A 19016-nucleotide genomic window follows, 5' to 3' on the forward strand; every position below is an offset into this window, starting at 1 on the left:
GCGGAGCCTGGGGGTGTGCCAGGTTCAGGCGTTGAAGTACCAGCGGATCGAGTGGAAGAAGATGGGCGCGGCGAAGCAGAGTGCATCGACGCGGTCCAGCAGGCCGTTGGCACCGGTCACGCCCGTGCCTTTCTGGCCCCAGTTCGGAATGCCCCGGTCGCGTTTGAGCGCCTTCATCACCAGGTGTCCCATCGACCCCGAGATGCACGCGATGACCGACACCGCGAGCGCCTGGCCGAACTTGAACGGCGTGATGAACGAGAACAGCGCGCCCACCAGGCTCGCCACCGCGATGCCGATGGCCCAGCTGGTCCAGTTGAAGCTGCGGCTCACGTTGGGCGCGAAGGGCGCGCGCTGCATGCGCCGCGAGATCAGGTGCTGCACCAGCACCGAGGTCTGCACCACGAACACCAGGAAGAACACGAGGAAGGCGCTCTTGCCCTCGTAGCCCGGGAAGCTCAGCAGCAGCAGCGCCGGCACGTGGCTCATGCCGTAGACGCAGACCATGATGCCCCACTGCAGCTTGGCATTGCGCTCCAGGAACTGGCTCGGGTCGTTGGCCAGCGCGCTCGTCACCGGGATCGCGAGGAACACGTACACCGGGATGAACACGGTGAACAGGTCGAAGCGCGCGGTGGCCACCAGCCAGAACTGGATCGGCAGCACCACGAAGAAGGCGAGGATCAGGCTGCGATGGTCGCCGCGCCGCGTGGGCGAGAGCGTGATGAACTCGCGCAGCGCGAAGAAGGAGATCAGCGCGAACAGCACGGTGGCCACCGTTTCGCCGAGCGCCCAGCCGATCCAGAAGACCAGCACCATGAACCAGGTGGTGCCCAGCAGGGCGCGGAAGTGCGCCAGCTCGGCCTGCCAGGCGGCGTCGTGCACCGGGTTGCGCTTTTCCCTGAAGCTCAGGAAGAAGGCCGTGGCGCTCACGATCGCGAGCACGCCGAAGATGATGAGGAAGAGCGCCGCGACCTGCTGGGTCGGGCTGAGGCTGCGCAGGAACTGGTTCATGTCGTCGTCAGACGTCGCGCAAGGCGATCACGGCGGCGCGCGCCCGGTCGAGGAAGGGGCGGCGCTCCTCGCCTTCCTCGACGCGGACCGGCGCGCCGAAGGTGACGGAGCAGAGGATGGGCACCGGCACGATCTCGCCCTTGGGCATGACGCGCTGCACGTTGTCGATCCATGCGGGCACCAGCACCACCTCGGGGAACATCGTGGCGAGCGTGTAGAGGCCCGACTTGAACTTCTGCGGCTCGCCGGTGTGGCCGCGCGTGCCCTCGGGGAAGATGATGATCGAGTCGCCGCTGCGCAGGGCCTCGACCAGCGGGGTCAGCGGATCGACAGCGGGAGCGGCCGCTACGGGCGGGGCTTCGGGCTCCGCCGGCGGTGATGGTGGCGGCGGCTCGGGCGGCGGCGCAGGAGGTGGAGCAGGGGGCTCCGGCAGGTCGAGCCGACCTTGTGCGCCGGACGCGACGGTTTCCAGGGGAGGCTCGGGCGGAGTCAACGGCAGCAGCGGTTCCATCGAGGGCTCGATGCGCTCGGCCGGCGACGGAACCGGTGCACGTACGACGGGCGGCGGTGGCGGTGCTTCGGCCACCACCGGTGCTGTCGGTGCGGTTGCCGCTGCGCTTGCCGCAGCAGGCGTCGCCTGCCGCTCCACGTACACCGCGTTGAAGACCTCCGTCGTGATCCAGCGCTTGACCGGCGTGTTGGCCCAGTAGTCGCGCGCGGCGATCGGGCGCGTGATGCTGCGCAGCTCTTCCGGCAGCGCCGCCCAGATCATCACCAGGTCGGCATGGCTCTGGTGGTTGGCGAAGTAGATGCGCTGCTCGGCCTTGGGCGGACAGCCGTACCAGCGTGCCTGGGCACCCGTGAGCAAGCGGACGATCCCAAGAAGCAACCAACCCGTGAGCTTTGCCAGCATATGGGCGCGATGATACGGGCCATGCGATGGCGTTTCGATCCTCTTTCCCTTGCCTGGGCCGTGGCCCTGTTCCTCGTTCTCCTGCTGCTGGCCACCGTGGGGGCTCGCTGGGGCTGGCTGCGCAGCTTCTTCGGCGACGTGCTGGCCGTGGTGTGGGTGTACTTCGTGTTCAGGACGGTGATCGCCGCGCGTGTGCTGCCGCTGGCACTGGCCGCGCTGGGCGTGGGCCTCGCGGTCGAGCTCGGGCAGTACCTGGCGGCGACGTGGCACCTACACATTCCGAACCGCGCCCTGCGCATCGTGCTCGGCAGCACGGCCGACTGGTGGGACGTGCTGGCCTACACCATCGGCTTCGCCGCGGTGCTGGCCATCGAGGGCCTGCGCGGCGCGGCCGTCTTCAGGGCAGCTCGGCCGCAGGCATCCGCGCCATGACCGTGGAAGCACGCCCGCTCAGGTAGGGCGAGCCGGTCCGGCGCTCGAAGAACTTGGGGCTGGGCAGCATCACCGCGAGGCGTGCCGCCTCGCCGGTGCCCAGGCGCGAAGCCGGCTTGCGGAAGTAGTACTGCGAGGCCGCCTGGGCGCCGAACACGCCTTCGCCCCACTCCACGTTGTTGAGATAGATCTCCAGGATGCGCCGCTTGTCGAGCAGCACCTCTAGCAGCGTGGCCAGCACCAGCTCCTGCCCCTTGCGCAGCATGGTGCGCTCGCCCGACAGCAGCAGGTTCTTCGCGAGCTGCTGCGTGATGGTCGAGCCGCCGCGCAGCTGCACGGGCTTGACCGGCCTGCCACGTGCCGCCGCGCGTGCGGCCCGCTTGGCGGCCAGCTCTTCCGCCCTGGCGTTGCGCTGGCGCGCGCGTTCGATGGCCTCCCATTCCACGCCGTTGTGGTCGACGAAGCCGGAATCCTCGCTCGCGATGACCGCACGCTTGAGCGTGTCGTTGATCTGCGAGTAGGGCACCCATTCCTGGCGCCAGCCGCCGCCGCTTCCCTGGTGGATGGCGATCTGGTAGGCCTCGGAGCGCTGGAACGCGGTGCTCTGCGGATCGATCACGGCCATCGCCGCGATGCGCGCCACGAAGAAGAGCTGGAGTGCCAGGCCTGCCACCGCGATGCAGGCGATCAGGCGCAGCGCGGCCTTCATCTTCTTTCTTGCTTACTTCAGTTCGGCGCGGATCTCGGCCAGCACCTGCGCCGACGGCGGGCGCACGCCGCGCCAGATCTCGAAGGATTCCGCCGCCTGCTCGACCAGCATGCCGAGCCCGTCGCGCGGCACCGCGCCATGGGCCTGCGCCCAGGCCATGAAGCCCGCGGCCGCGGGGCCGTACATCATGTCGACCGCGAGCCCGCCTTCGCGCAGCACGCTGGCCTTCACGGGCACCGCGTCGCCCGAGAGGCTGGAGGCGGTGGCATTGACCACCACGTCGAAGGCGCCCGGCACCTCGTCGAGCGCCCAGGCTTCGAGCGAGGCGCCGTGGCGCAGCGCGACGGCCGCGTGGCGGCGCACCAACTCCACGGCCTTGTCCACGGTGCGGTTGGCGACCACGACGCGCGAGGCGCCAGCATCGAGCAGCGGACCCAGCACGCCGGCCGCGGCGCCGCCCGCGCCGATCAGCAGCAGCGCCTTGCCCTGCAGCGGTACGGCCGCGTTGCGCACGATGTCGTTGACAAGGCCGATGCCGTCGGTGTTGTCGGCGTGGATGCCGCCGTCGGCGTCGAAGCGCAGAGTGTTCACCGCCTGCGCGAGCAGGGCGCGCTCGCTGGTGTGCTGCGCCAGCGCGGCGGCCTCGAACTTGAAGGGCACCGTGATGTTGCAGCCGCGCGCGACGTCGCCGCGCTGCGCTGCCTCGCTGCGGAAGGCCGCGATGCCTTCGGCGAACGCGCCGAGCGGAATCAGCCGCCGGCCGTAGTCCATCTGCTGGCCGCAGAGCTCGGCGAAGCGTGCGTGGATGCGGGGCGAGCGGCTGTGCTCGACCGGGTTGCCCATGACGCAGTACAGGTCCATGGTGTCCGCCTCTTGTCTTGTGTTCTGCTTACTGCGATGAGAGTTCGACCGAGCCGTCGTGCGCGAAGCGGAAGTGCGGCCGGATCACGATCTGGTCGGCGTGCTCCTTGCGCATCGCGTCGGTGAAGGTGCCGAAGTTGCCCACGCTCGCGACGATGGCCTGGGCCCGCTTGTCGAGCACGGGCACGCCCGAGCTTTCGTCGATCACGGTCGACAGCAGCCGGCCGTCGAAGTTGACGGTGATGGTCATCGTGAGCTCGCCGTAGAGCTTCTTGCCGGCGAGCGTCGGGAAGTTGGCCGTGCCCTGCGCTTCCACGCGGCGGCGCAGCGAGTCGACGTAGGTGGCGAAGGCGGCCTCGCGCGTGAAGGGGCTCAGGTAGCGCTTCTTGGGACGCGCGTTCTCCTCGTTCACGCGGCGCTCGATCTCGGCCAGCAGGTTGATCATCTGGCGGCGCTTGTCTTCCTGCGCCTGGGCTTCGGCGGGGTCGCCCGCGTTGCGCGGGTCGGGCGCGGGCATCGCGGCCAGGTCGCGCTTGAGCTGGGTGAGCATCTGCATCTGCTCGGCCTGCATCGCGTCGACCTTGCGCTGCGCGTCCTCGAAGGAGTCGCCCACGGTGGTGAAGCTCGACGGCGGCAGCGGGCTGGTCGCGCGGCCCTTGTCGAGGTCGCCGCCGCCCGCGAGCGAGGTCTGCGCGCGCAGCCGGGCGGCGGGGTCGGGCCTGTCGTTGGTCTTGCTGTTGACCAGGATGACTTCGAGCGGCGTGTCGCTGAAGACCTTGTTGAACGACTCGGGGTCGACGAAGCGCACCGCGAGCAGCGCGGCGTGTACGACGACCGACACGCCCAGAGCGATCTGCAGCGTGCTGAGGTCCTTGAAGTTCATTCTCGAAACTCCTCCAGGGGCCGCATCATTTCTCCGGACGACGATCCGCCGGGTTTCATGCTGGCGTGTTTTCTTCTGGCGCGGCCTCGCTGTCGTTCAGGTCGACGGCAATGGCGATCGGGCCCGCAACCACTTCTTCTTCCTCTTCGTCGCCCTCCTGGCCGGCGGCCGCGTCGGCCTTCGGCGAGTCGAGGCGCTCGAGCACCGTGCCGTTCACGTCGAGGGCGATCTCGTCGATCTCGCCGAGCTTCACGCGCAGGCGCGCGCCGCGTTCCTGCTGGCCCGCCACCGGGAACACCAGCGGCAGCGTGTCGGCGCGCACCAGGGCGCCGTTGGGCATGTCCTTGATGACGGTGGCCTCCAGCTCGGAAATGCCCTGCTGCTGCAGGTACTTCAGCGTCCAGAAGCGCTCCATGCCGCCCTGGTAGGCGTTGTACGCGGCGTAGGCGGCGTCGAAGCCCGAGAGGATGGAGAACAGGTCGGCGTCCTTCGGCTTGAAGGGCGCGGCCAGCGCGGCGGTCTTGCCGTGGCGCGCGGCGGCGATGATCTGCCACTGGTTCACCAGGTCGGTGTAGCGGCGCAGCGGCGAGGTGCTCCAGGCGTAGCTCTTCACGCCCAGACCTGCGTGCGGCAGCGCGCGCGTGCCCATGCGCACCTTGATGCCGGGCGCGAGGCTGGCCTGGCTGCGGTAGAGGCCGGGCACGCCGAGCTCGCCGAGCCAGCCGCCCCAACTGCTGTTGGCCAGGATCATCGCCTCGGACACGATCAGGTCGAGCGGCGCGCCGCGCTGGCGCGTGCTGATCTGCACCTGCTCGCCGCCCGTGGGCTCGGCGCCGTCGTTGCCGACGAGGCGGAAGTTGTAGTCGGGCCGGTTGAAGTTCTCGGGCTTGCCACGCACCACCTCGCGCTGCGCCTTCAGCTGCTTCGCGAGGCGGAACAGGAAGGACAGCGGCGCGCGCAGGCGGGTGGCGGCTTCGGGCGTGCCCTCGCCCTGGAAGGAGGCGTCCTCGAGCCACTGCTGCGTGACGACGGTGTCGAGCTGGTCGTGGCGCAGGTTGGCCACGATGGGCACGCGCTCCAGCTTCGTCTCGGTGCCCTGCAGCTCCAGCGTGGCTTCGTCGAAGCGCGCGTAGAGCGACACGGCCGGGCGGTCGCCGCCCTCGAGCAGCGTGTAGGTGTCGACCACCTCGTCGGGCAGCATCGTGATCTTGTAGCCCGGCATGTAGACCGTCGACATGCGCGCGCGCGCCACGTTGTCGATGGCGCTGCCCGGCGTGAGCGCCAGGGCCGGCGCCGCGATGTGGATGCCGACCGTGACGGTGCCCGTGCCCAGGCCCTGCACGGAGAGCGCGTCGTCGATTTCGGTGGTCTGCGAATCGTCGATGGAGAAGGCCTGCACGCCGGTGGCCGGCGGAAGGTCGTCGGCGATGGCGGGCGCGGCGAGCGCGGGAAAGCCGGTGCCCTTGGGGAAGTTCTCGAACAGGAAGCGCCGCCAGTGGAACTGGTAGGGCGAGTCGATGGCGCCGGCGCGCTCCAGCAGGTCGAGCGGAGCGCGCTGCGTGGTGCGCGCGGCCTCGACCACGGCCTTGTACTCGGGGGCGTTCTTGTCGGGGCGAAAGAGGATCTTGTAGAGCTGCTCGCGCACGGGCGCCGGGCAGACGCCCTCGGCCAGCTGCGCGGCCCATTCGGCGATCTGCGCCTGGATGGCCTTCTTCTTTTCGATGGCGGCGAGCGCCTGCTGGACGATCTCGGCCGGCGCCTTCTTGAAGCGACCCTTGCCAGCGCGGCGGAAATAGTGCGGCGCCTCGAACAGCGCGAACAGGGCGGCGGCCTGCTGGGCGAGCGAGGGCTTCTCGCTGAAATATTCGGCGGCCAGCTCGGCGAAGCCGAATTCGCCCTCGGGCGCGAATTCCCAGGCAAGGTCGAGGTCCAGGGAGGCGGCGAGCGAGCGCCCTTCGGCGATCAGCTCGGCGGGGGCCGGTTTCTCGAAACGCAGGACGATGTTGGCGCCCTTGACCTTGACGCGCTTGCCGGTGTCGAGCTCGACCTGCGCCGATGCTTCGGCCTCCGACAGCACGCGGCCGCCGAGGTACTTGCCGGCTTCTTCAAACAATACAAACATGGCCCGGATTGTCCCATGCTGAACCCGCCGGAATTCCGGGGGCAGGCGCTCCGGACGAGCGCGGGGAGCCTAGATCGGGTTGATGAAGGCCATCACGTCGTCCAGGTGGGCCTTTTCGAAATCGGACAGCGCATGGTCGCCGCCCTCGAGCAGCTTGATGTTGCTGTCGGGGTAGCGCGCGGACATCTCGTGCCAGTCGAGCGCCTCGTCGCCCTTGGCGATGATGGCGAACACGCGCTCCGGCCGCGTGAGCGGGCCGACTTCCATCGCGCGCAGCTCGTGGATGTATTCGGGGCGGAAGTAGAAATGCTCGGCCGGGTCGTGCCAGACGGTCTGGTCGCCGATGTAGCGCATGAGGTCGCGTGCGGGATGCACTGCCGGGTTGAGCAGCACCGCGCGGCAGCGCGTCATGCCGGCCACGTAGGTGGCGTAGTAGCCGCCGAGCGACGAGCCCACCACCGCCATCGACTTGCGCGGCCAGTGGGCGATGCCCTTCATCACCATGTCGATGGCGTCGTGCGGCGACGGCGGCAGTTGCGGGCACCACCACTGCAGGTTCGGATGGCGTCGCGCGACGCGGTCCGCGACGACCCGGGCCTTGGTCGAGCGAGGCGAGGAGCGGAAACCGTGCAGGTAGAGCAGGTGGGTGGTTTGCGGATCCATGCGAGGAAGAGACGGGAGGTGCGGCGACCGCACCTCGCTTGCCGGGAACGGGTAATTCTGCATGAGGTCTGTTCTCGCGAGGCCGCCTCCAACATACAAAAAACCCGGCCGGGCGGGTTCTTCGGTAAAGCCCGGCCCGCGGGCTCCCCGGGGTCGCGCCGGCATCCCGCCCGTCCCGTTCCAGTGCATGTCGCGCATCTGGAATTCGAAAGTATTCAAGTTGCGTTCGCGTGCCGCGCGAACCGCCTACGTTCCGGTTACTTCGCCTGCGCGGAGCAGGGCGGAAGGCGCCCGGAAAAAAGCGGCCAGAGTTTCTGACAAGCCCATTGCCGCGCGTATCCCATGAACGAGGGATGTGCACATGGATTCCCGGTGCGCGCCGAGGCTTATGCTCGGAGGATGAACATCGAGGCTCAGGACGACGCGACGCTACGCCGCTGGGGCGTGCTCGTCGTCGAAGACGACAGCCGCGCGCGCGCCTTTTTCGAGGCGAGCGTGCAGCGCAGCCCGCGCCTTTTCTGGCTCGGCAGCGCCGGCACCGTGCAGGAAGCGCTGGGCTGGCTGTCGCGCACCACCACCATTCCCGACGTGCTCCTGGTCGACCTCGGCATGCCCGACGGCACCGGCCTCGACGTGATCCGCGACGCCGTGTCGCGCTTCCCTGGCTGCGAGCCGCTGGTCGTTTCGGTCTTCGGCGACGAGGAGAACGTGCTCGCCAGCATCGAGGCGGGCGCCGTGGGCTACATCCACAAGGACGCCGCGCCGGAGGACATCGCGCAGACCATCGTCGAGATGAAGGCCGGCGCCTCGCCGATCTCGCCCATGATCGCGCGGCGCGTGCTCGCCAAGTACCGCAGCCTGCAGACCGCGGCGCCCACCGGCTCGACGCCGGGCGCCACGCCCGAGGCGGCGGCTGAGGAGGCCGACCGCGGCCTGCTCTCGGCGCGCGAGCACGAGGTGCTGACGCTGATCGCGCGCGGTTTCTCCTATGCGGAGATCGCCCGGCTCAAGGGGCTGAGCGTGCATACGGTGCAGACCCACATCAAGAACCTCTACGGAAAGCTCGCGGTGCATTCCAAGAGCGAGGCGGTCTTCGAGGCGACGCGTCTCGGCTTGCTGTCTCATCCGGGCTGAGCGCAGATGCGACAGAACTGGGTGTCGCTGGTGATGCCGTGGCTGGCGATGCTCCTGATGGGCATCGTCGGTATTTCCGTCGCGGCCGCGTCCGAGGCGCCGATCGAGCTGCGCCAGGGCACCGTGACCACCACGGTCGACGGCGTCACCCGCACGGAGCCGGTCGAGCTTTCCTATCACTGGGACCGTCAGTTCAACGGGCGCCCAGGCACCGCCAGCTTCGACTTGCCGTTCACGCTCGAGGCCGAGCCGGAGACGCCGTGGGGCATCTTCATCCCGCGCGTGGGCAACGTCTTCGAGGTTCAGCTCAACGACGCGCTGCTGCAGACCTACGGCGACATGAAGCGCGGCAACGACGCCGACTACGCCAAGGCGCCCATCTACGTGCCCGTGCCCGGCAAGCTGCTGCGCAAGGGCGACAACCTGCTGCAGATCCGCCTGCATGCCGACACCGCCCGCCTCGCGGGGCTGTCGCAGGTGGTCGTCGGGCCGGCCGCGACCGTGCGCAACGAGCTCTTCGAGAGCGCCAACGCGTGGCGCTTCACTGGCTCGGTGCTGCTGATGGCCTTCAGCCTGATCGTGGGCGGCATCGCGCTGGCGCTGTGGCTCACGCAGCTCGACGTCGACGCCGGCGGGGTGCAGCGGCGCGTGGGCATCTATCTCTGGGCCGCGCTGGCGGAGATCTTCTGGGCGGCGCGCATGGTCGACGGCCTGATCGCCGAGCCGCCGCTGTCCTGGGGGCCGTGGGGCGTGCTGATGGCGGCCTGCTATGCCGGCTGGGCGGCCGCCTCCATGATGTTCGTCTACCACCTCGCGGGCTGGGCCAACGAGCGCGGCCATCGCTGGGTGCGCTGGCCGGTGGCGGGCATCGTGGTCGGAACGGTGATCTTCAGCGCGCTGTCGCTGCAGCGGGACGAGCCGGCGTGGTTCACCGGCTGGCTCGCCGTCGAGCTCGTGTTCGTCGCCGCCTTCGTCGGCGCCTTCGCCGTCGCCACGCTGCGCAACCCGAACGACGACCGCCTGCTGATGGCCGGCGCGGCGCTGGTCACGGTGGCCCTGGCCGCGCGCGACTGGCTGGTGATCCGCCTGAGCGACGCCTACGGCGAAACCACCTGGGTGCGCTATTCGTCGGTGTTCTTCGGCGCGGTGCTGCTGCTGATCGTGCTGCGGCGCTTCCGCGCGGCGACGCTGCAGGCGCGGGGCTCGGTCGCCGCCCTGGCCGAGCGGGTGGCGCAGCGCGAGCGCGAACTGGCGGCCACCTATGCCGAGCTCGAGGCCGCGGCGCAGGTACAGGCGCGCACCCACGAACGCGAGCGCATCCTGCGCGAGATGCACGACGGCGTGGGCTCGCACATCAGCTCGGCCATCCGGCAGCTGCAGTCGGGCCAGAGCAGCTCGGGCGACCTGCTGCGCACGCTGCGCGATTCGCTGGACCAGCTCAAGCTGCAGATCGATTCCATCCACCTGCCGCCGGGCGACGTGGGCGCGCTGCTCGCGGCCGCGCGCTACCGGCTGGAGCCGCGCCTGGCGTCGGCCGGCATCGAGTTCGAATGGGCGGTGGACGAGGTGGAGCCGGTGGCCGGGCTCGACGCGCACGGCATGCGGCAGCTGCAGTTCCTGCTGTTCGAGGCCATCTCCAACGTGCTGCAGCACGCCGAGGCCACCGTGCTTCGCTTCGAGGCCGGCATGCAGGGCAAGACGGTGCAGCTGCGGGTGATCGACAACGGCAAGGGCTTCGACGCGGCCAAGCACAGGCCGCGGTCGCTGGCGGAGCGCTCCGGGGCCATCGGGGCCCGGCTGACGATCGAAAGCCGACCGGGGCGCACGGTCGTTCAGCTCGAATTCGATTGAGGCGGCCGGCGGGGCGGAGATAATCCGCCTTCATGTCCGCCGTGTTCAATCAGCCCTCCCTGGCGCGTCGAATTGCGCCCATCTTCCAGGGCTTCGACGGCTTCCTGGCCTTTGCCGTCCTGCTGCTCGCCTTCGCCGGGCTGCTGACCATGTATTCCTCGGGTTACGACCACGGAACCCGTTTCGTCGACCATGGCCGCAACATGCTGCTGGCCGGTTTCATCATGTTCGTGGTGGCGCAGGTGCCGCCGCAGCGGCTGATGCTGGCGGCCGTGCCGCTCTACACCATGGGCGTGGGGCTGCTGGTGGCGGTGGCGCTCTTCGGCATCACCAAGAAGGGGGCCCAGCGCTGGATCAACGTGGGCGTGGTGATCCAGCCCAGCGAGATCCTGAAGATCGCCATGCCGCTGATGCTGGCCTGGTGGTTCCAGCGGCGCGAAGGCCAGCTGAGGCCGCTCGACTTCGTGGTGGCGACGGCGCTGCTGGCGGTGCCGGTCGGGCTCATCATGAAGCAGCCCGACCTGGGCACCTCGCTGCTGGTGCTGGCGGCGGGGCTGTCGGTGATCTTCTTCGCCGGGCTGCCCTGGAAGCTGATCGTGCCGCCGGTGGTGATCGGCGCGGTGGCCATCACGCTGATCGTCGGGTTCGAGTCGAGGCTTTGCGCCGACGGGGTCGACTGGCGCGTGCTGCACGACTACCAGAAGCAGCGCGTGTGCACGCTGCTCGACCCGAGCAAGGACCCGCTGGGCAAGGGCTTCCACATCATCCAGGGAATGATCGCCATCGGCTCGGGCGGCGTGGGCGGCAAGGGCTTCATGCAGGGCACGCAGACGCACCTCGAATTCATCCCCGAGCGCACCACCGACTTCATCTTCGCGGCCTATTCCGAGGAATTCGGGCTCATGGGCAACCTGGCGCTGATCTCGGCCTTCATCCTGCTGATCTTCCGGGGGCTGGTGATCGCGGCCAACGCCGGAACGCTGTTCTCGCGCCTGCTGGCGGGGGCGGTGACCATGATCTTCTTCACCTACGCCTTCGTGAACATGGGCATGGTCAGCGGCATCCTGCCGGTGGTGGGCGTGCCGCTGCCCTTCATCAGCTACGGCGGCACCGCGATGGTGACGCTGGGGCTGGGGCTGGGCATCCTGATGTCGATCGCCCGGGCCAGGAAGCTGGCGCAGAACTAGCGCCAGAGTGTCCTTCGGGGCAGCGCGGAAGAGGGTGGCTGCCTAGAATGGGGGGATGATCTCCCGCGAACCCACCATCGAGCGCCTCGCCACGGCGCAACAGCTCCTTCTCACGCCGTTCGGCCTCGACGAATCGCACCTGAGCAAGGCCCTGGCCGAGATCACCGCGCACCGGGTGGACGACGCCGACCTGTACTTCCAGTACACCCGCAGCGAGGGCTGGAGCCTCGAGGAAGGCATCGTCAAGACCGGCAGCTTCAGCATCGACCAGGGCGTCGGCGTGCGCGCGGTCAGCGGCGAGAAGACCGCTTTTGCCTATTCCGACGACATTTCCGAGGCCTCGCTGCTCGACGCGGCACGCACTGTTCGCTCGATTTCCTCCGCCGGCCGCACCGGCCGCGTGAAGACGGCGGCCCGCAAGATCGCCTCCAGCCGCTCGCTCTACCAGGGCATCGACCCCATTTCCACGCTCGACAGCACCGCCAAGGTGAAGCTTCTCGAGAAGGTCGAGAAGCTCGCCCGATCGCGCGATCCGCGCGTGGCGCAGGTGATGGCGGGGCTGGCCAGCGAGTACGACGTGGTGCTGGTGGCCCGCGCCGACGGCACCCTGGCCGCCGACGTGCGGCCGTTGGTGCGCCTGTCGGTCACCGTGATCGCCGAGCAGAACGGCCGCCGCGAGATCGGCTCCGGCGGCGGCGGCGGGCGTTTCGGCCTGGCCTATTTTTCCGACGAGCAGATCGCCGAGTACGTCGACCATGCCGTGAAGGCCGCCCTGACGAATCTCGACGCCCGGCCGGCTCCGGCCGGCGAAATGACCGTGGTGCTCGGCTCCGGCTGGCCCGGCATCCTGCTGCACGAAGCCATCGGCCACGGGCTGGAGGGCGACTTCAACCGCAAGGGTTCGAGCGCCTTCTCGGGCCGCATCGGCCAGCGCGTGGCGGCCAAGGGCGTGACCGTGCTCGACGACGGCACCATCGCCGACCGCCGCGGCTCGCTGAACGTGGACGACGAGGGCAACGCCAGCCAGCGCAACGTGCTGATCGAGGACGGCATCCTCAAGGGCTACATCCAGGACGCGCTCAACGCCCGCCTGATGAAGGTCAAGCCCACCGGCAACGGCCGCCGCGAAAGCTACGCCCACGTGCCGATGCCGCGCATGACCAACACCTACATGCTCGGCGGCGACAAGGAACCCGAGGAGATCGTCGCCAGCATCAAGAAGGGCCTGTACGCAACCAACTTCGGTGGCGGGCAGGTCGACATCACGAGCGGCAAGTTCGTGTTCTCGGCCAGCGAGGCCTACTGGGTCGAGAACGGCAAGATCCAGTACCCGGTGAAGGGCGCGACCATCGTGGGCAACGGCCCCGACGCGCTCACCCGCGTGACCATGATCGGCAACGACATGGCGCTCGACTCGGGCGTCGGCACCTGCGGCAAGGAAGGCCAGAGCGTGCCGGTCGGCGTCGGCCAGCCCACCCTGCGCATCGACGGCCTGACTGTAGGTGGAACGGCTTAGGACTTTCGGCACTTGCCGGCTGTTTCCTTCGGTTGCTAAGCTGCGCTCCTTTTTTTGCGAACGACGAATCAAGGAGCATTTCAATGGGGAACAGGATCAATTCGCCCGCCGTGCTGTGGGCCGCGACCGCCGTAGTGGCGCTGGCCACCGCCGGTTGCGCATCGCGCGGCAGTTCGGGCAGCCAGCCTGAGGCGGCCCCCGCGGCCGCTGCTCCGGCACCCGCCGCGCGTGGCGGTGCCAAGGCCGGCATGGATGCCCAGGGCAACGTGACCGATTCGTCCAAGGTCGAGGCCGGTAGCGGCCGCACCGTCAAGGGCCTGAACGGCTACGAAGGCGAGATCACCGGCAATCCGGCGCGCAACAGCAAGTTCGCGCGCCTGCAGATCGGCATGAGCGCCCGGCAGGTCACCGACATCGCCGGCCAGCCCACCGATCAGGGTGCATATGTAACCGGCAAGGCCTTCATTCCCTTCTATTTCGGCAGCGACCGTCATCGTTTCGAGATGACCTACAAGGGCCAGGGCCGCCTGATCTTCGCGGGTGGCGGCATGGGAGATTTCTCCTCCGGCAACCTGATCTGGATCATCCACAACGCCAACGAATCGGGCTACCGGTAAACAACAGCGAGCCCGGTCCCTTGACCGGGTTTTGCTTTTCCGTGCTACATTGCCAACCCATGTCCGCTCTCCGCGCTTACTTTTTTGCCTACTTTTGGTTCCCGGTTTCCGGCGGACGAGAGGCGAGCGCGTAAAAAGCACACACGAATACCCTCCCAAAACCGCCGGTGGCCTCAAGCCCCGGCGGTTTTTTCTTGGCCCCTCGATTCCAACTCCAGCACACAAGGAAGAAGCACCATGAGCACGAACAACTCCCCCACCAGCGACAGCTGGTATGCGCGCGTCGAAAAAACCAGCAAGACCGACGACGAACGCATCAAGGACATCAACGTGCTCCCCCCTCCAGAACACCTCATCCGCTTCTTCCCCATCCGCGGCACAGCGGTCGAGACGCTGATCGAGGACACCCGCCAGCGCATCCACAACATCATGGCCGGCAAGGACGACCGGCTGCTGGTGATCATGGGCCCGTGCTCGATCCACGACCCGGCCGCCGCGATCGAATACGCCCGCCGCCTCAAGATCGAGCGCGAGAAATACGCCGGCACGCTGGAAATCGTGATGCGCGTGTACTTCGAGAAGCCGCGCACCACGGTCGGCTGGAAGGGCCTCATCAACGACCCGTACCTGGACGAGAGCTTCCGCATCGACGAAGGCCTGCGCATCGCGCGCCAGCTGCTGATCGACATCAACCGCCTGGGCCTGCCGGCGGGCAGCGAGTTCCTCGACGTGATCTCGCCGCAGTACATCGGCGACCTGATCTCCTGGGGCGCCATCGGCGCGCGCACCACCGAAAGCCAGGTGCATCGCGAACTCGCTTCGGGCCTGTCGGCGCCCATCGGCTTCAAGAACGGCACCGACGGCAACATCCGCATCGCCACCGACGCCATCCAGGCTGCGGCGCGCGGCCATCACTTCCTCTCGGTGCACAAGAACGGCCAGGTCGCCATCGTGCAGACCAACGGCAACCGCGACTGCCACGTGATCCTGCGCGGCGGCAAGGCGCCCAACTACGACGCTGCCAGCGTCGAGGCGGCCTGCAAGGACCTCGAAGCCGCCAAGCTGCCGCCCACGCTGATGGTCGACTGCAGCCACGCCAACAGCTCCAAGCAGCACCAGAAGCAGATCGACGTGGCGAAGGACATCGCCGGACAGATCGCGGACGGCTCGAAGCGGGTCTTCGGCGTGATGGTCGAGAGCCACCTGCTGCCGGGCGCCCAGAAGTTCACGCCGGGCAAGGACCAGCTCTCGGGCCTCGAATACGGCAAGAGCATCACCGACGCCTGCCTGGGCTGGGACGATTCGGTGCAGGTGCTGGACACGCTCTCGCAAGCGGTCAAGCGTCGCAGGGGCTGAGCGGGAGCTAGAGCAGGTCGGCCAGGTCGGGCCAGTGGTGCCGCATCGACGCAGCCTCGTCGCTGTCGGGCGGCACCAGGGAAAAATCGGCGAAGTCGAAGCCCGGCCCGACCATGCAGGCGACCAGCGTGTAGTCGCCCGAGCTGTGACCCTGGATCGGCCGCGCCGCCTGCCACTGGCCGGCCGGCACCACGTGCTGGGGGCGGGTGCCATGCACGTCGACCGGGCCCAGCCGCACGTGGGCCGGCGCCGTGCGCATCGCGGCGTCGCAGGTCCACAGCGCGAGCGGCACGCCTTCCAGGTGAACCCAGACCTCGTCGGACAGCACGCGATGCCAGCGCGAATGCTGGCCCGCCTCGAGCAGGTAATAGATGCTGGTCAGCGCGCTGCGCGACGTGCGCCCATCGGCGGGCGTGACGCTCGACGCGGAGCGGAACACTTCGCTGTACCAGCCGCCCTCGGGGTGGGGCTGCAGCTTCAGGGTCTCGACCAGTTCGCGCGCGCGTGCGATGGGCATGGCGGTCATGATGCCGTCGGCGCCCGCAGCGCCGCAAGCAGTTTGTCGTGCACGCCGCCGAAGCCGCCGTTGCTCATGCAGACGATGTGATCGCCCGGCCGGGCGGCGGCAACGACCTGCTCGACCAGGGGTTCGATGGCTCCGGCGACCTTCGCGCGCTCGCCCATGGGCGCGAGCGCCGCGGCGGCGTCCCAGTCGAGTCCGGCCGTGTGGCAGAACGACAGGTCCGCCGATTCCAGGCTCCAGGGCAGCTGCGCCGCCATGACGCCCAGCTTCATCGTGTTGCTGCGCGGCTCGAAGGCGGCGAGGATGCGCTCACTTTTTCGGCCGGCGGCGTCCAGCTTCTTGCGCAGGCCGTCGAGCGTGGTGCGGATCGCGGTGGGGTGGTGGGCGAAATCGTCGTAGACCGTGATCGCGCCGCCTTCGCGCTCGACTGTGCCGCGCAGTTCCATGCGGCGGCGCACGTTGCGGAAGCTGCCGAGCGCACGGGCGGCATCGGTCGGCGCAACGCCCACATGCTCGGCCGCGGCGATGGCGGCCAGCGCGTTCATCTGGTTGTGCAGGCCGGAGAGTTCCCATTCGACCCGGCCGACTGTCTCGCCGCGCAGCAGCACGTCGAAGGCGTCGTGCGTGCCGCTGGCCTGCCATTCGCCCTTGGCGCCGAAGCGCGCGAGTTCGCTCCAGCAGCCCCGGGCCAGCACGCGCTGCAGGCTTTCCTCGGTGGCATTCACCACCAGCCGCCCCGTGCCCGGCACGGTGCGCACCAGGTGGTGGAACTGGCGCTCGATGGCGGCCAGATCGTCGAAGATGTCCGCGTGATCGAACTCGAGGTTGTTCAGCACGGCGGTGCGCGGCCGGTAGTGAACGAACTTGCTGCGTTTGTCGAAGAAGGCCGTGTCGTACTCGTCGGCCTCGATCACGAAGGCAGGGCCGTCGCCCAGCCGGGCCGAGACGCCGAAGTCCAGCGGCACGCCGCCCACCAGGAAGCCGGGGGCCTTGCCTCCTTTTTCGAGGATCCAGGCCAGCATCGAGGTGGTGGTCGTCTTGCCGTGCGTTCCGGCCACCGCCAGGACATGGCGGCCCAGCAGCACATGTTCGGCCAGCCACTGCGGGCCGCTGGTGTAGGGCTTGCCGGCGTCGAGGATGGCTTCCATCAGCGGGAACTTCGGGCTCCCGTCGGGCAGCCGGGCACGCGACACCACGTTGCCGACGACGAAGATGTCGGGGGCTAGCGAGAGCTGATCGGCGCCGAAGCCTTCGATCAGGTCGATGCCGAGGGCGCGCAGCTGGTCGCTCATCGGGGGGTACACGCCGGCGTCGCAGCCCGTGACCCGGTGGCCGGCTTCGCGCGCCAGGGCGGCCACGCCGCCCATGAAAGTGCCGCAGATACCGAGGATATGAATGTGCATCGGTCGATTCTAGGGAAGCGATGTGCGACACCCTTGGCCCGCTCGCGCGTTTGTCCCGGGCTTCGTACTGATGTTCATGTGAGGGGCGCCTACTGCGGGCAAAATGCCCCGATGGACACGTCCAAGCGCGAAATCGCCGCCGCAGCAGCCCGCCTCGTCGTCGAGGAGGGGCTCGAGTACGGGCCGGCCAAGCGCCGGGCACTGCGCGACCTGGGGCTTCCGACGCGTACCGCGCTGCCGAACAACGACGAGGTCGAGGCCGAGGTCCGCGAGTACATCGAGCTTTTCTGTGCCGACACCCAGCCGCAGGAATTGCATGCATTGCGCCTGCTCGCGCTCGAATGGATGGAGCGCATGGCGGCCTTCCGCCCTCATGTGGGTGGTGCCGTGTGGCACGGAACGGCCACCCGCCTGTCGGACATTTATATTCAGTTGTTCTGCGATGATTCCAAATCGGCCGAGATAGCGCTGATCGATCACCACGTGGACTACGAGCCGCGCATGGTGACCGGCTTTCACGGCGAGCAGGTCGAGGCCCTGAGCGTGCATGCATCGAGCCGCGCGCTCGGCGAGGAAATCGGCGTGCATCTGCTGGTGTACGACCTCGACGACCTTCGCGGGGCCCTGAAGCCCGACGCGCAGGGGCGCGTGCCGCGCGGCGACCTGCCCGCACTGCGCCGACTGATTGAACGAGAAAAGGACAAGTGAATGACTTCTTCGCCCACCCGACGCGGCATGCTCTATGCCGGCGTGGCGGCTGTGGCCGCGGCCGCCGGGGTCGGCGGCGCCTGGTGGAAGGAGCGCGGTGGCAGTGCGGGCGAGGGCGAGATGCTCGACACGGCCTTCTGGGCCCAGAGCTTCGAGCGTCCGGAAGGCGGTAGCCTCGTCCTGTCCAGCCTGCGCGGCAAGCCGCTGCTGCTGAACTTCTGGGCGACCTGGTGCCCGCCATGCGTCGAGGAAATGCCGATGATCGACGCCTTCTTTCGCCAAAATGGCGCGAATGGATGGCAAGTGGTTGGATTGGCCATCGATCAGCCCAGCGCTGTACGCAAATTCCTGCAGCGCACACCGGTCAGCTACCCGACCGGCCTGGCCGGCCTGCAGGGCACCGAGTTGGTCAAGAACCTGGGCAATACGGGCGGCGGATTGCCCTTCACGCTGGTCCTGAATGCGAACGGCTCCGTGGCCGCCCGTAAAATGGGCAAGCTCGAGACGACCGACCTGGACACTTGGCGGCGTGAACTGGTTCATGGTTAGAATCAGTCGCTTACGCTGGCGTTAGACGCCGAACGCCGAAAATCACCGATTTTCGAACAAGTTATGCCCTGAAGACCGGCACAGCCGGCACTGGAGTCTCATGGATCTGCGCAAACTCAAGACACTGATCGATCTGGTGTCCGAATCGAATATTTCCGAACTGGAAATCACGGAAACCGAAGGCAAGGTTCGCATCGTCAAGGGCGGCGGTGCTGCTCCGGTGCAGTATGTGCAGACCCTGGCCGCTCCCCAGGCCACCGCGGCGGCACCAGTCGCGACTGCCGGCGCTCCGGCGGCTGCAGCCGTGGCCAGCGCTCCGGCGGCCGAGGCCGCGCCGGCCGGCCATGCCGTGAAGTCGCCGATGGTCGGCACCTTCTACCGTTCGTCGAGCCCGGGCGCTCCGGCGTTCGTCGAGGTCGGCAGCAAGGTCAACGAGGGCGACACGCTCTGCATCATCGAGGCGATGAAGATCCTCAACGAAATCGAGGCCGACAAGTCCGGCACCATCACCCAGATCCTCGGCGAAAACGGCCAGGCGGTCGAATACGGACAGCCGCTGTTCATCATCGAGTAAG

At 68.4% G+C, this 19016-nt stretch carries 19 protein-coding genes; 10 read left to right on the plus strand and 9 right to left on the minus strand.

What is annotated here, in order from left to right; all coding sequences use genetic code 11:
- Window positions 1-24 precede the first annotated feature (24 nt).
- Together EJP69_RS09345 and EJP69_RS09350 are read right to left on the minus strand one after the other, a co-directional pair.
- Window positions 25-1014, minus strand: coding sequence for a phosphatidate cytidylyltransferase (locus EJP69_RS09345; protein ID WP_126469627.1), 990 nt, complete (start codon window positions 1012-1014; stop codon window positions 25-27).
- A 7-nt stretch (window positions 1015-1021) separates the two neighbouring features.
- The gene (locus tag EJP69_RS09350; RefSeq protein ID WP_206169308.1) at window positions 1022-1927 is read right to left on the minus strand and encodes a 1-acyl-sn-glycerol-3-phosphate acyltransferase; all 906 of its coding nucleotides are present in this window, start codon (window positions 1925-1927) and stop codon (window positions 1022-1024) included.
- Window positions 1928-1936: 9 nt separating this feature from the next.
- Between EJP69_RS09350 and EJP69_RS09355 the strand changes: the two genes are divergently transcribed.
- Window positions 1937-2359 carry a ribosomal maturation YjgA family protein gene (locus EJP69_RS09355; protein WP_093197245.1) on the plus strand — a complete coding sequence of 141 codons (423 nt, stop codon included), beginning with the start codon at window positions 1937-1939 and terminating at the stop codon, window positions 2357-2359.
- Here EJP69_RS09355 and mtgA read toward each other — a convergent pair.
- The 5 genes from mtgA to EJP69_RS09380 all read right to left on the minus strand — a co-directional run bounded on the left by mtgA (window position 2325) and on the right by EJP69_RS09380 (window position 7597).
- Window positions 2325-3068 (minus strand): monofunctional biosynthetic peptidoglycan transglycosylase, encoded by a 744-nt coding sequence (gene mtgA, locus EJP69_RS09360; protein ID WP_093196912.1) that lies wholly within the window; start codon window positions 3066-3068, stop codon window positions 2325-2327. The genes EJP69_RS09355 and mtgA overlap by 35 nt on opposite strands.
- Window positions 3069-3080: 12 nt before the next feature.
- Entirely contained in the window at window positions 3081-3929 is an 849-nt protein-coding gene (aroE, locus tag EJP69_RS09365; protein WP_126469631.1) for a shikimate dehydrogenase, read from the minus strand.
- 28 nt (window positions 3930-3957) lie between these two features.
- Window positions 3958-4812: an energy transducer TonB gene (locus tag EJP69_RS09370; protein ID WP_093196908.1), complete on the minus strand. Its 855-nt coding sequence runs from the start codon at window positions 4810-4812 to the stop codon at window positions 3958-3960.
- Between the two features lie 55 nt (window positions 4813-4867).
- Window positions 4868-6934, minus strand: a complete 2067-nt coding sequence (locus tag EJP69_RS09375; protein ID WP_126469633.1) for a ribonuclease catalytic domain-containing protein — start codon at window positions 6932-6934, stop codon at window positions 4868-4870.
- 69 nt (window positions 6935-7003) lie between these two features.
- On the minus strand, window positions 7004-7597 hold the full coding sequence (locus EJP69_RS09380; RefSeq protein ID WP_093196904.1) for a YqiA/YcfP family alpha/beta fold hydrolase: 594 nt from the start codon (window positions 7595-7597) through the stop codon (window positions 7004-7006).
- Between the two features lie 399 nt (window positions 7598-7996).
- Here EJP69_RS09380 and EJP69_RS09385 point away from each other — a divergent pair, with 399 nt between their 5' ends.
- From EJP69_RS09385 to EJP69_RS09410, 6 genes are all read left to right on the plus strand, one after another.
- Window positions 7997-8731: a response regulator transcription factor gene (locus tag EJP69_RS09385; protein WP_170217082.1), complete on the plus strand. Its 735-nt coding sequence runs from the start codon at window positions 7997-7999 to the stop codon at window positions 8729-8731.
- A 6-nt stretch (window positions 8732-8737) separates the two neighbouring features.
- Window positions 8738-10582 carry a sensor histidine kinase gene (locus EJP69_RS09390; RefSeq protein ID WP_126469635.1) on the plus strand — a complete coding sequence of 615 codons (1845 nt, stop codon included), beginning with the start codon at window positions 8738-8740 and terminating at the stop codon, window positions 10580-10582.
- A gap of 32 nt (window positions 10583-10614) precedes the next feature.
- Window positions 10615-11769 (plus strand): rod shape-determining protein RodA, encoded by a 1155-nt coding sequence (rodA, locus tag EJP69_RS09395; RefSeq protein WP_126469637.1) that lies wholly within the window; start codon window positions 10615-10617, stop codon window positions 11767-11769.
- 55 nt (window positions 11770-11824) lie between these two features.
- Window positions 11825-13285, plus strand: coding sequence for a metalloprotease TldD (gene tldD, locus EJP69_RS09400; RefSeq protein WP_126469639.1), 1461 nt, complete (start codon window positions 11825-11827; stop codon window positions 13283-13285).
- Window positions 13286-13368: 83 nt separating this feature from the next.
- Window positions 13369-13902 carry a hypothetical protein gene (locus EJP69_RS09405; protein WP_126469641.1) on the plus strand — a complete coding sequence of 178 codons (534 nt, stop codon included), beginning with the start codon at window positions 13369-13371 and terminating at the stop codon, window positions 13900-13902.
- A gap of 237 nt (window positions 13903-14139) precedes the next feature.
- The gene (locus EJP69_RS09410; RefSeq protein ID WP_126469644.1) at window positions 14140-15258 is read left to right on the plus strand and encodes a 3-deoxy-7-phosphoheptulonate synthase; all 1119 of its coding nucleotides are present in this window, start codon (window positions 14140-14142) and stop codon (window positions 15256-15258) included.
- Between the two features lie 7 nt (window positions 15259-15265).
- Here EJP69_RS09410 and EJP69_RS09415 read toward each other — a convergent pair whose 3' ends face one another.
- Both EJP69_RS09415 and mpl read right to left on the minus strand, forming a co-directional pair.
- Entirely contained in the window at window positions 15266-15784 is a 519-nt protein-coding gene (locus tag EJP69_RS09415) for a cupin domain-containing protein (protein WP_126469646.1), read from the minus strand.
- Window positions 15781-17184, minus strand: coding sequence for a UDP-N-acetylmuramate:L-alanyl-gamma-D-glutamyl-meso-diaminopimelate ligase (mpl, locus tag EJP69_RS09420; RefSeq protein WP_126469648.1), 1404 nt, complete (start codon window positions 17182-17184; stop codon window positions 15781-15783). Before mpl ends, EJP69_RS09415 begins: the two co-directional genes overlap by 4 nt.
- Before the next feature lie 111 nt (window positions 17185-17295).
- On the opposite strand from mpl, the gene EJP69_RS09425 reads away from it, so the two are divergent.
- The 3 genes from EJP69_RS09425 (at window position 17296) to accB (ending at window position 19015) form a co-directional block, all read left to right on the plus strand.
- A complete protein-coding gene (locus EJP69_RS09425; RefSeq protein ID WP_093196887.1) occupies window positions 17296-17892 on the plus strand; it encodes a hypothetical protein in 597 nt (198 codons plus the stop codon).
- Window positions 17893-18441 carry a TlpA family protein disulfide reductase gene (locus EJP69_RS09430; protein WP_126469650.1) on the plus strand — a complete coding sequence of 183 codons (549 nt, stop codon included), beginning with the start codon at window positions 17893-17895 and terminating at the stop codon, window positions 18439-18441.
- 100 nt (window positions 18442-18541) lie between these two features.
- Window positions 18542-19015: an acetyl-CoA carboxylase biotin carboxyl carrier protein gene (accB, locus tag EJP69_RS09435; protein WP_093196883.1), complete on the plus strand. Its 474-nt coding sequence runs from the start codon at window positions 18542-18544 to the stop codon at window positions 19013-19015.
- Window position 19016 lies beyond the last annotated feature (1 nt).

The sequence above is a fragment of the Variovorax gossypii genome, assembly GCF_003965815.1.
Lineage (GTDB): Bacteria > Pseudomonadota > Gammaproteobacteria > Burkholderiales > Burkholderiaceae_C > Variovorax > Variovorax gossypii.

Coding starts and splice junctions, on each gene's coding strand:
- mtgA (WP_093196912.1), bottom strand. CDS start 3,068: ATGAAGGCCGCGCTGCGCCTGATCGCCTGCATCGCGGTGGCAGGCCTG.
- EJP69_RS09375 (WP_126469633.1), bottom strand. CDS start 6,934: ATGTTTGTATTGTTTGAAGAAGCCGGCAAGTACCTCGGCGGCCGCGTG.
- mpl (WP_126469648.1), bottom strand. CDS start 17,184: ATGCACATTCATATCCTCGGTATCTGCGGCACTTTCATGGGCGGCGTG.
- EJP69_RS09405 (WP_126469641.1), top strand. CDS start 13,369: ATGGGGAACAGGATCAATTCGCCCGCCGTGCTGTGGGCCGCGACCGCC.
- aroE (WP_126469631.1), bottom strand. CDS start 3,929: ATGGACCTGTACTGCGTCATGGGCAACCCGGTCGAGCACAGCCGCTCG.
- EJP69_RS09370 (WP_093196908.1), bottom strand. CDS start 4,812: ATGAACTTCAAGGACCTCAGCACGCTGCAGATCGCTCTGGGCGTGTCG.
- EJP69_RS09345 (WP_126469627.1), bottom strand. CDS start 1,014: ATGAACCAGTTCCTGCGCAGCCTCAGCCCGACCCAGCAGGTCGCGGCG.
- rodA (WP_126469637.1), top strand. CDS start 10,615: ATGTCCGCCGTGTTCAATCAGCCCTCCCTGGCGCGTCGAATTGCGCCC.
- EJP69_RS09390 (WP_126469635.1), top strand. CDS start 8,738: ATGCGACAGAACTGGGTGTCGCTGGTGATGCCGTGGCTGGCGATGCTC.
- EJP69_RS09385 (WP_170217082.1), top strand. CDS start 7,997: ATGAACATCGAGGCTCAGGACGACGCGACGCTACGCCGCTGGGGCGTG.
- EJP69_RS09415 (WP_126469646.1), bottom strand. CDS start 15,784: ATGACCGCCATGCCCATCGCACGCGCGCGCGAACTGGTCGAGACCCTG.
- tldD (WP_126469639.1), top strand. CDS start 11,825: ATGATCTCCCGCGAACCCACCATCGAGCGCCTCGCCACGGCGCAACAG.
- accB (WP_093196883.1), top strand. CDS start 18,542: ATGGATCTGCGCAAACTCAAGACACTGATCGATCTGGTGTCCGAATCG.
- EJP69_RS09380 (WP_093196904.1), bottom strand. CDS start 7,597: ATGGATCCGCAAACCACCCACCTGCTCTACCTGCACGGTTTCCGCTCC.
- EJP69_RS09410 (WP_126469644.1), top strand. CDS start 14,140: ATGAGCACGAACAACTCCCCCACCAGCGACAGCTGGTATGCGCGCGTC.
- EJP69_RS09350 (WP_206169308.1), bottom strand. CDS start 1,927: ATGCTGGCAAAGCTCACGGGTTGGTTGCTTCTTGGGATCGTCCGCTTG.
- EJP69_RS09355 (WP_093197245.1), top strand. CDS start 1,937: ATGATACGGGCCATGCGATGGCGTTTCGATCCTCTTTCCCTTGCCTGG.
- EJP69_RS09425 (WP_093196887.1), top strand. CDS start 17,296: ATGGACACGTCCAAGCGCGAAATCGCCGCCGCAGCAGCCCGCCTCGTC.
- EJP69_RS09430 (WP_126469650.1), top strand. CDS start 17,893: ATGACTTCTTCGCCCACCCGACGCGGCATGCTCTATGCCGGCGTGGCG.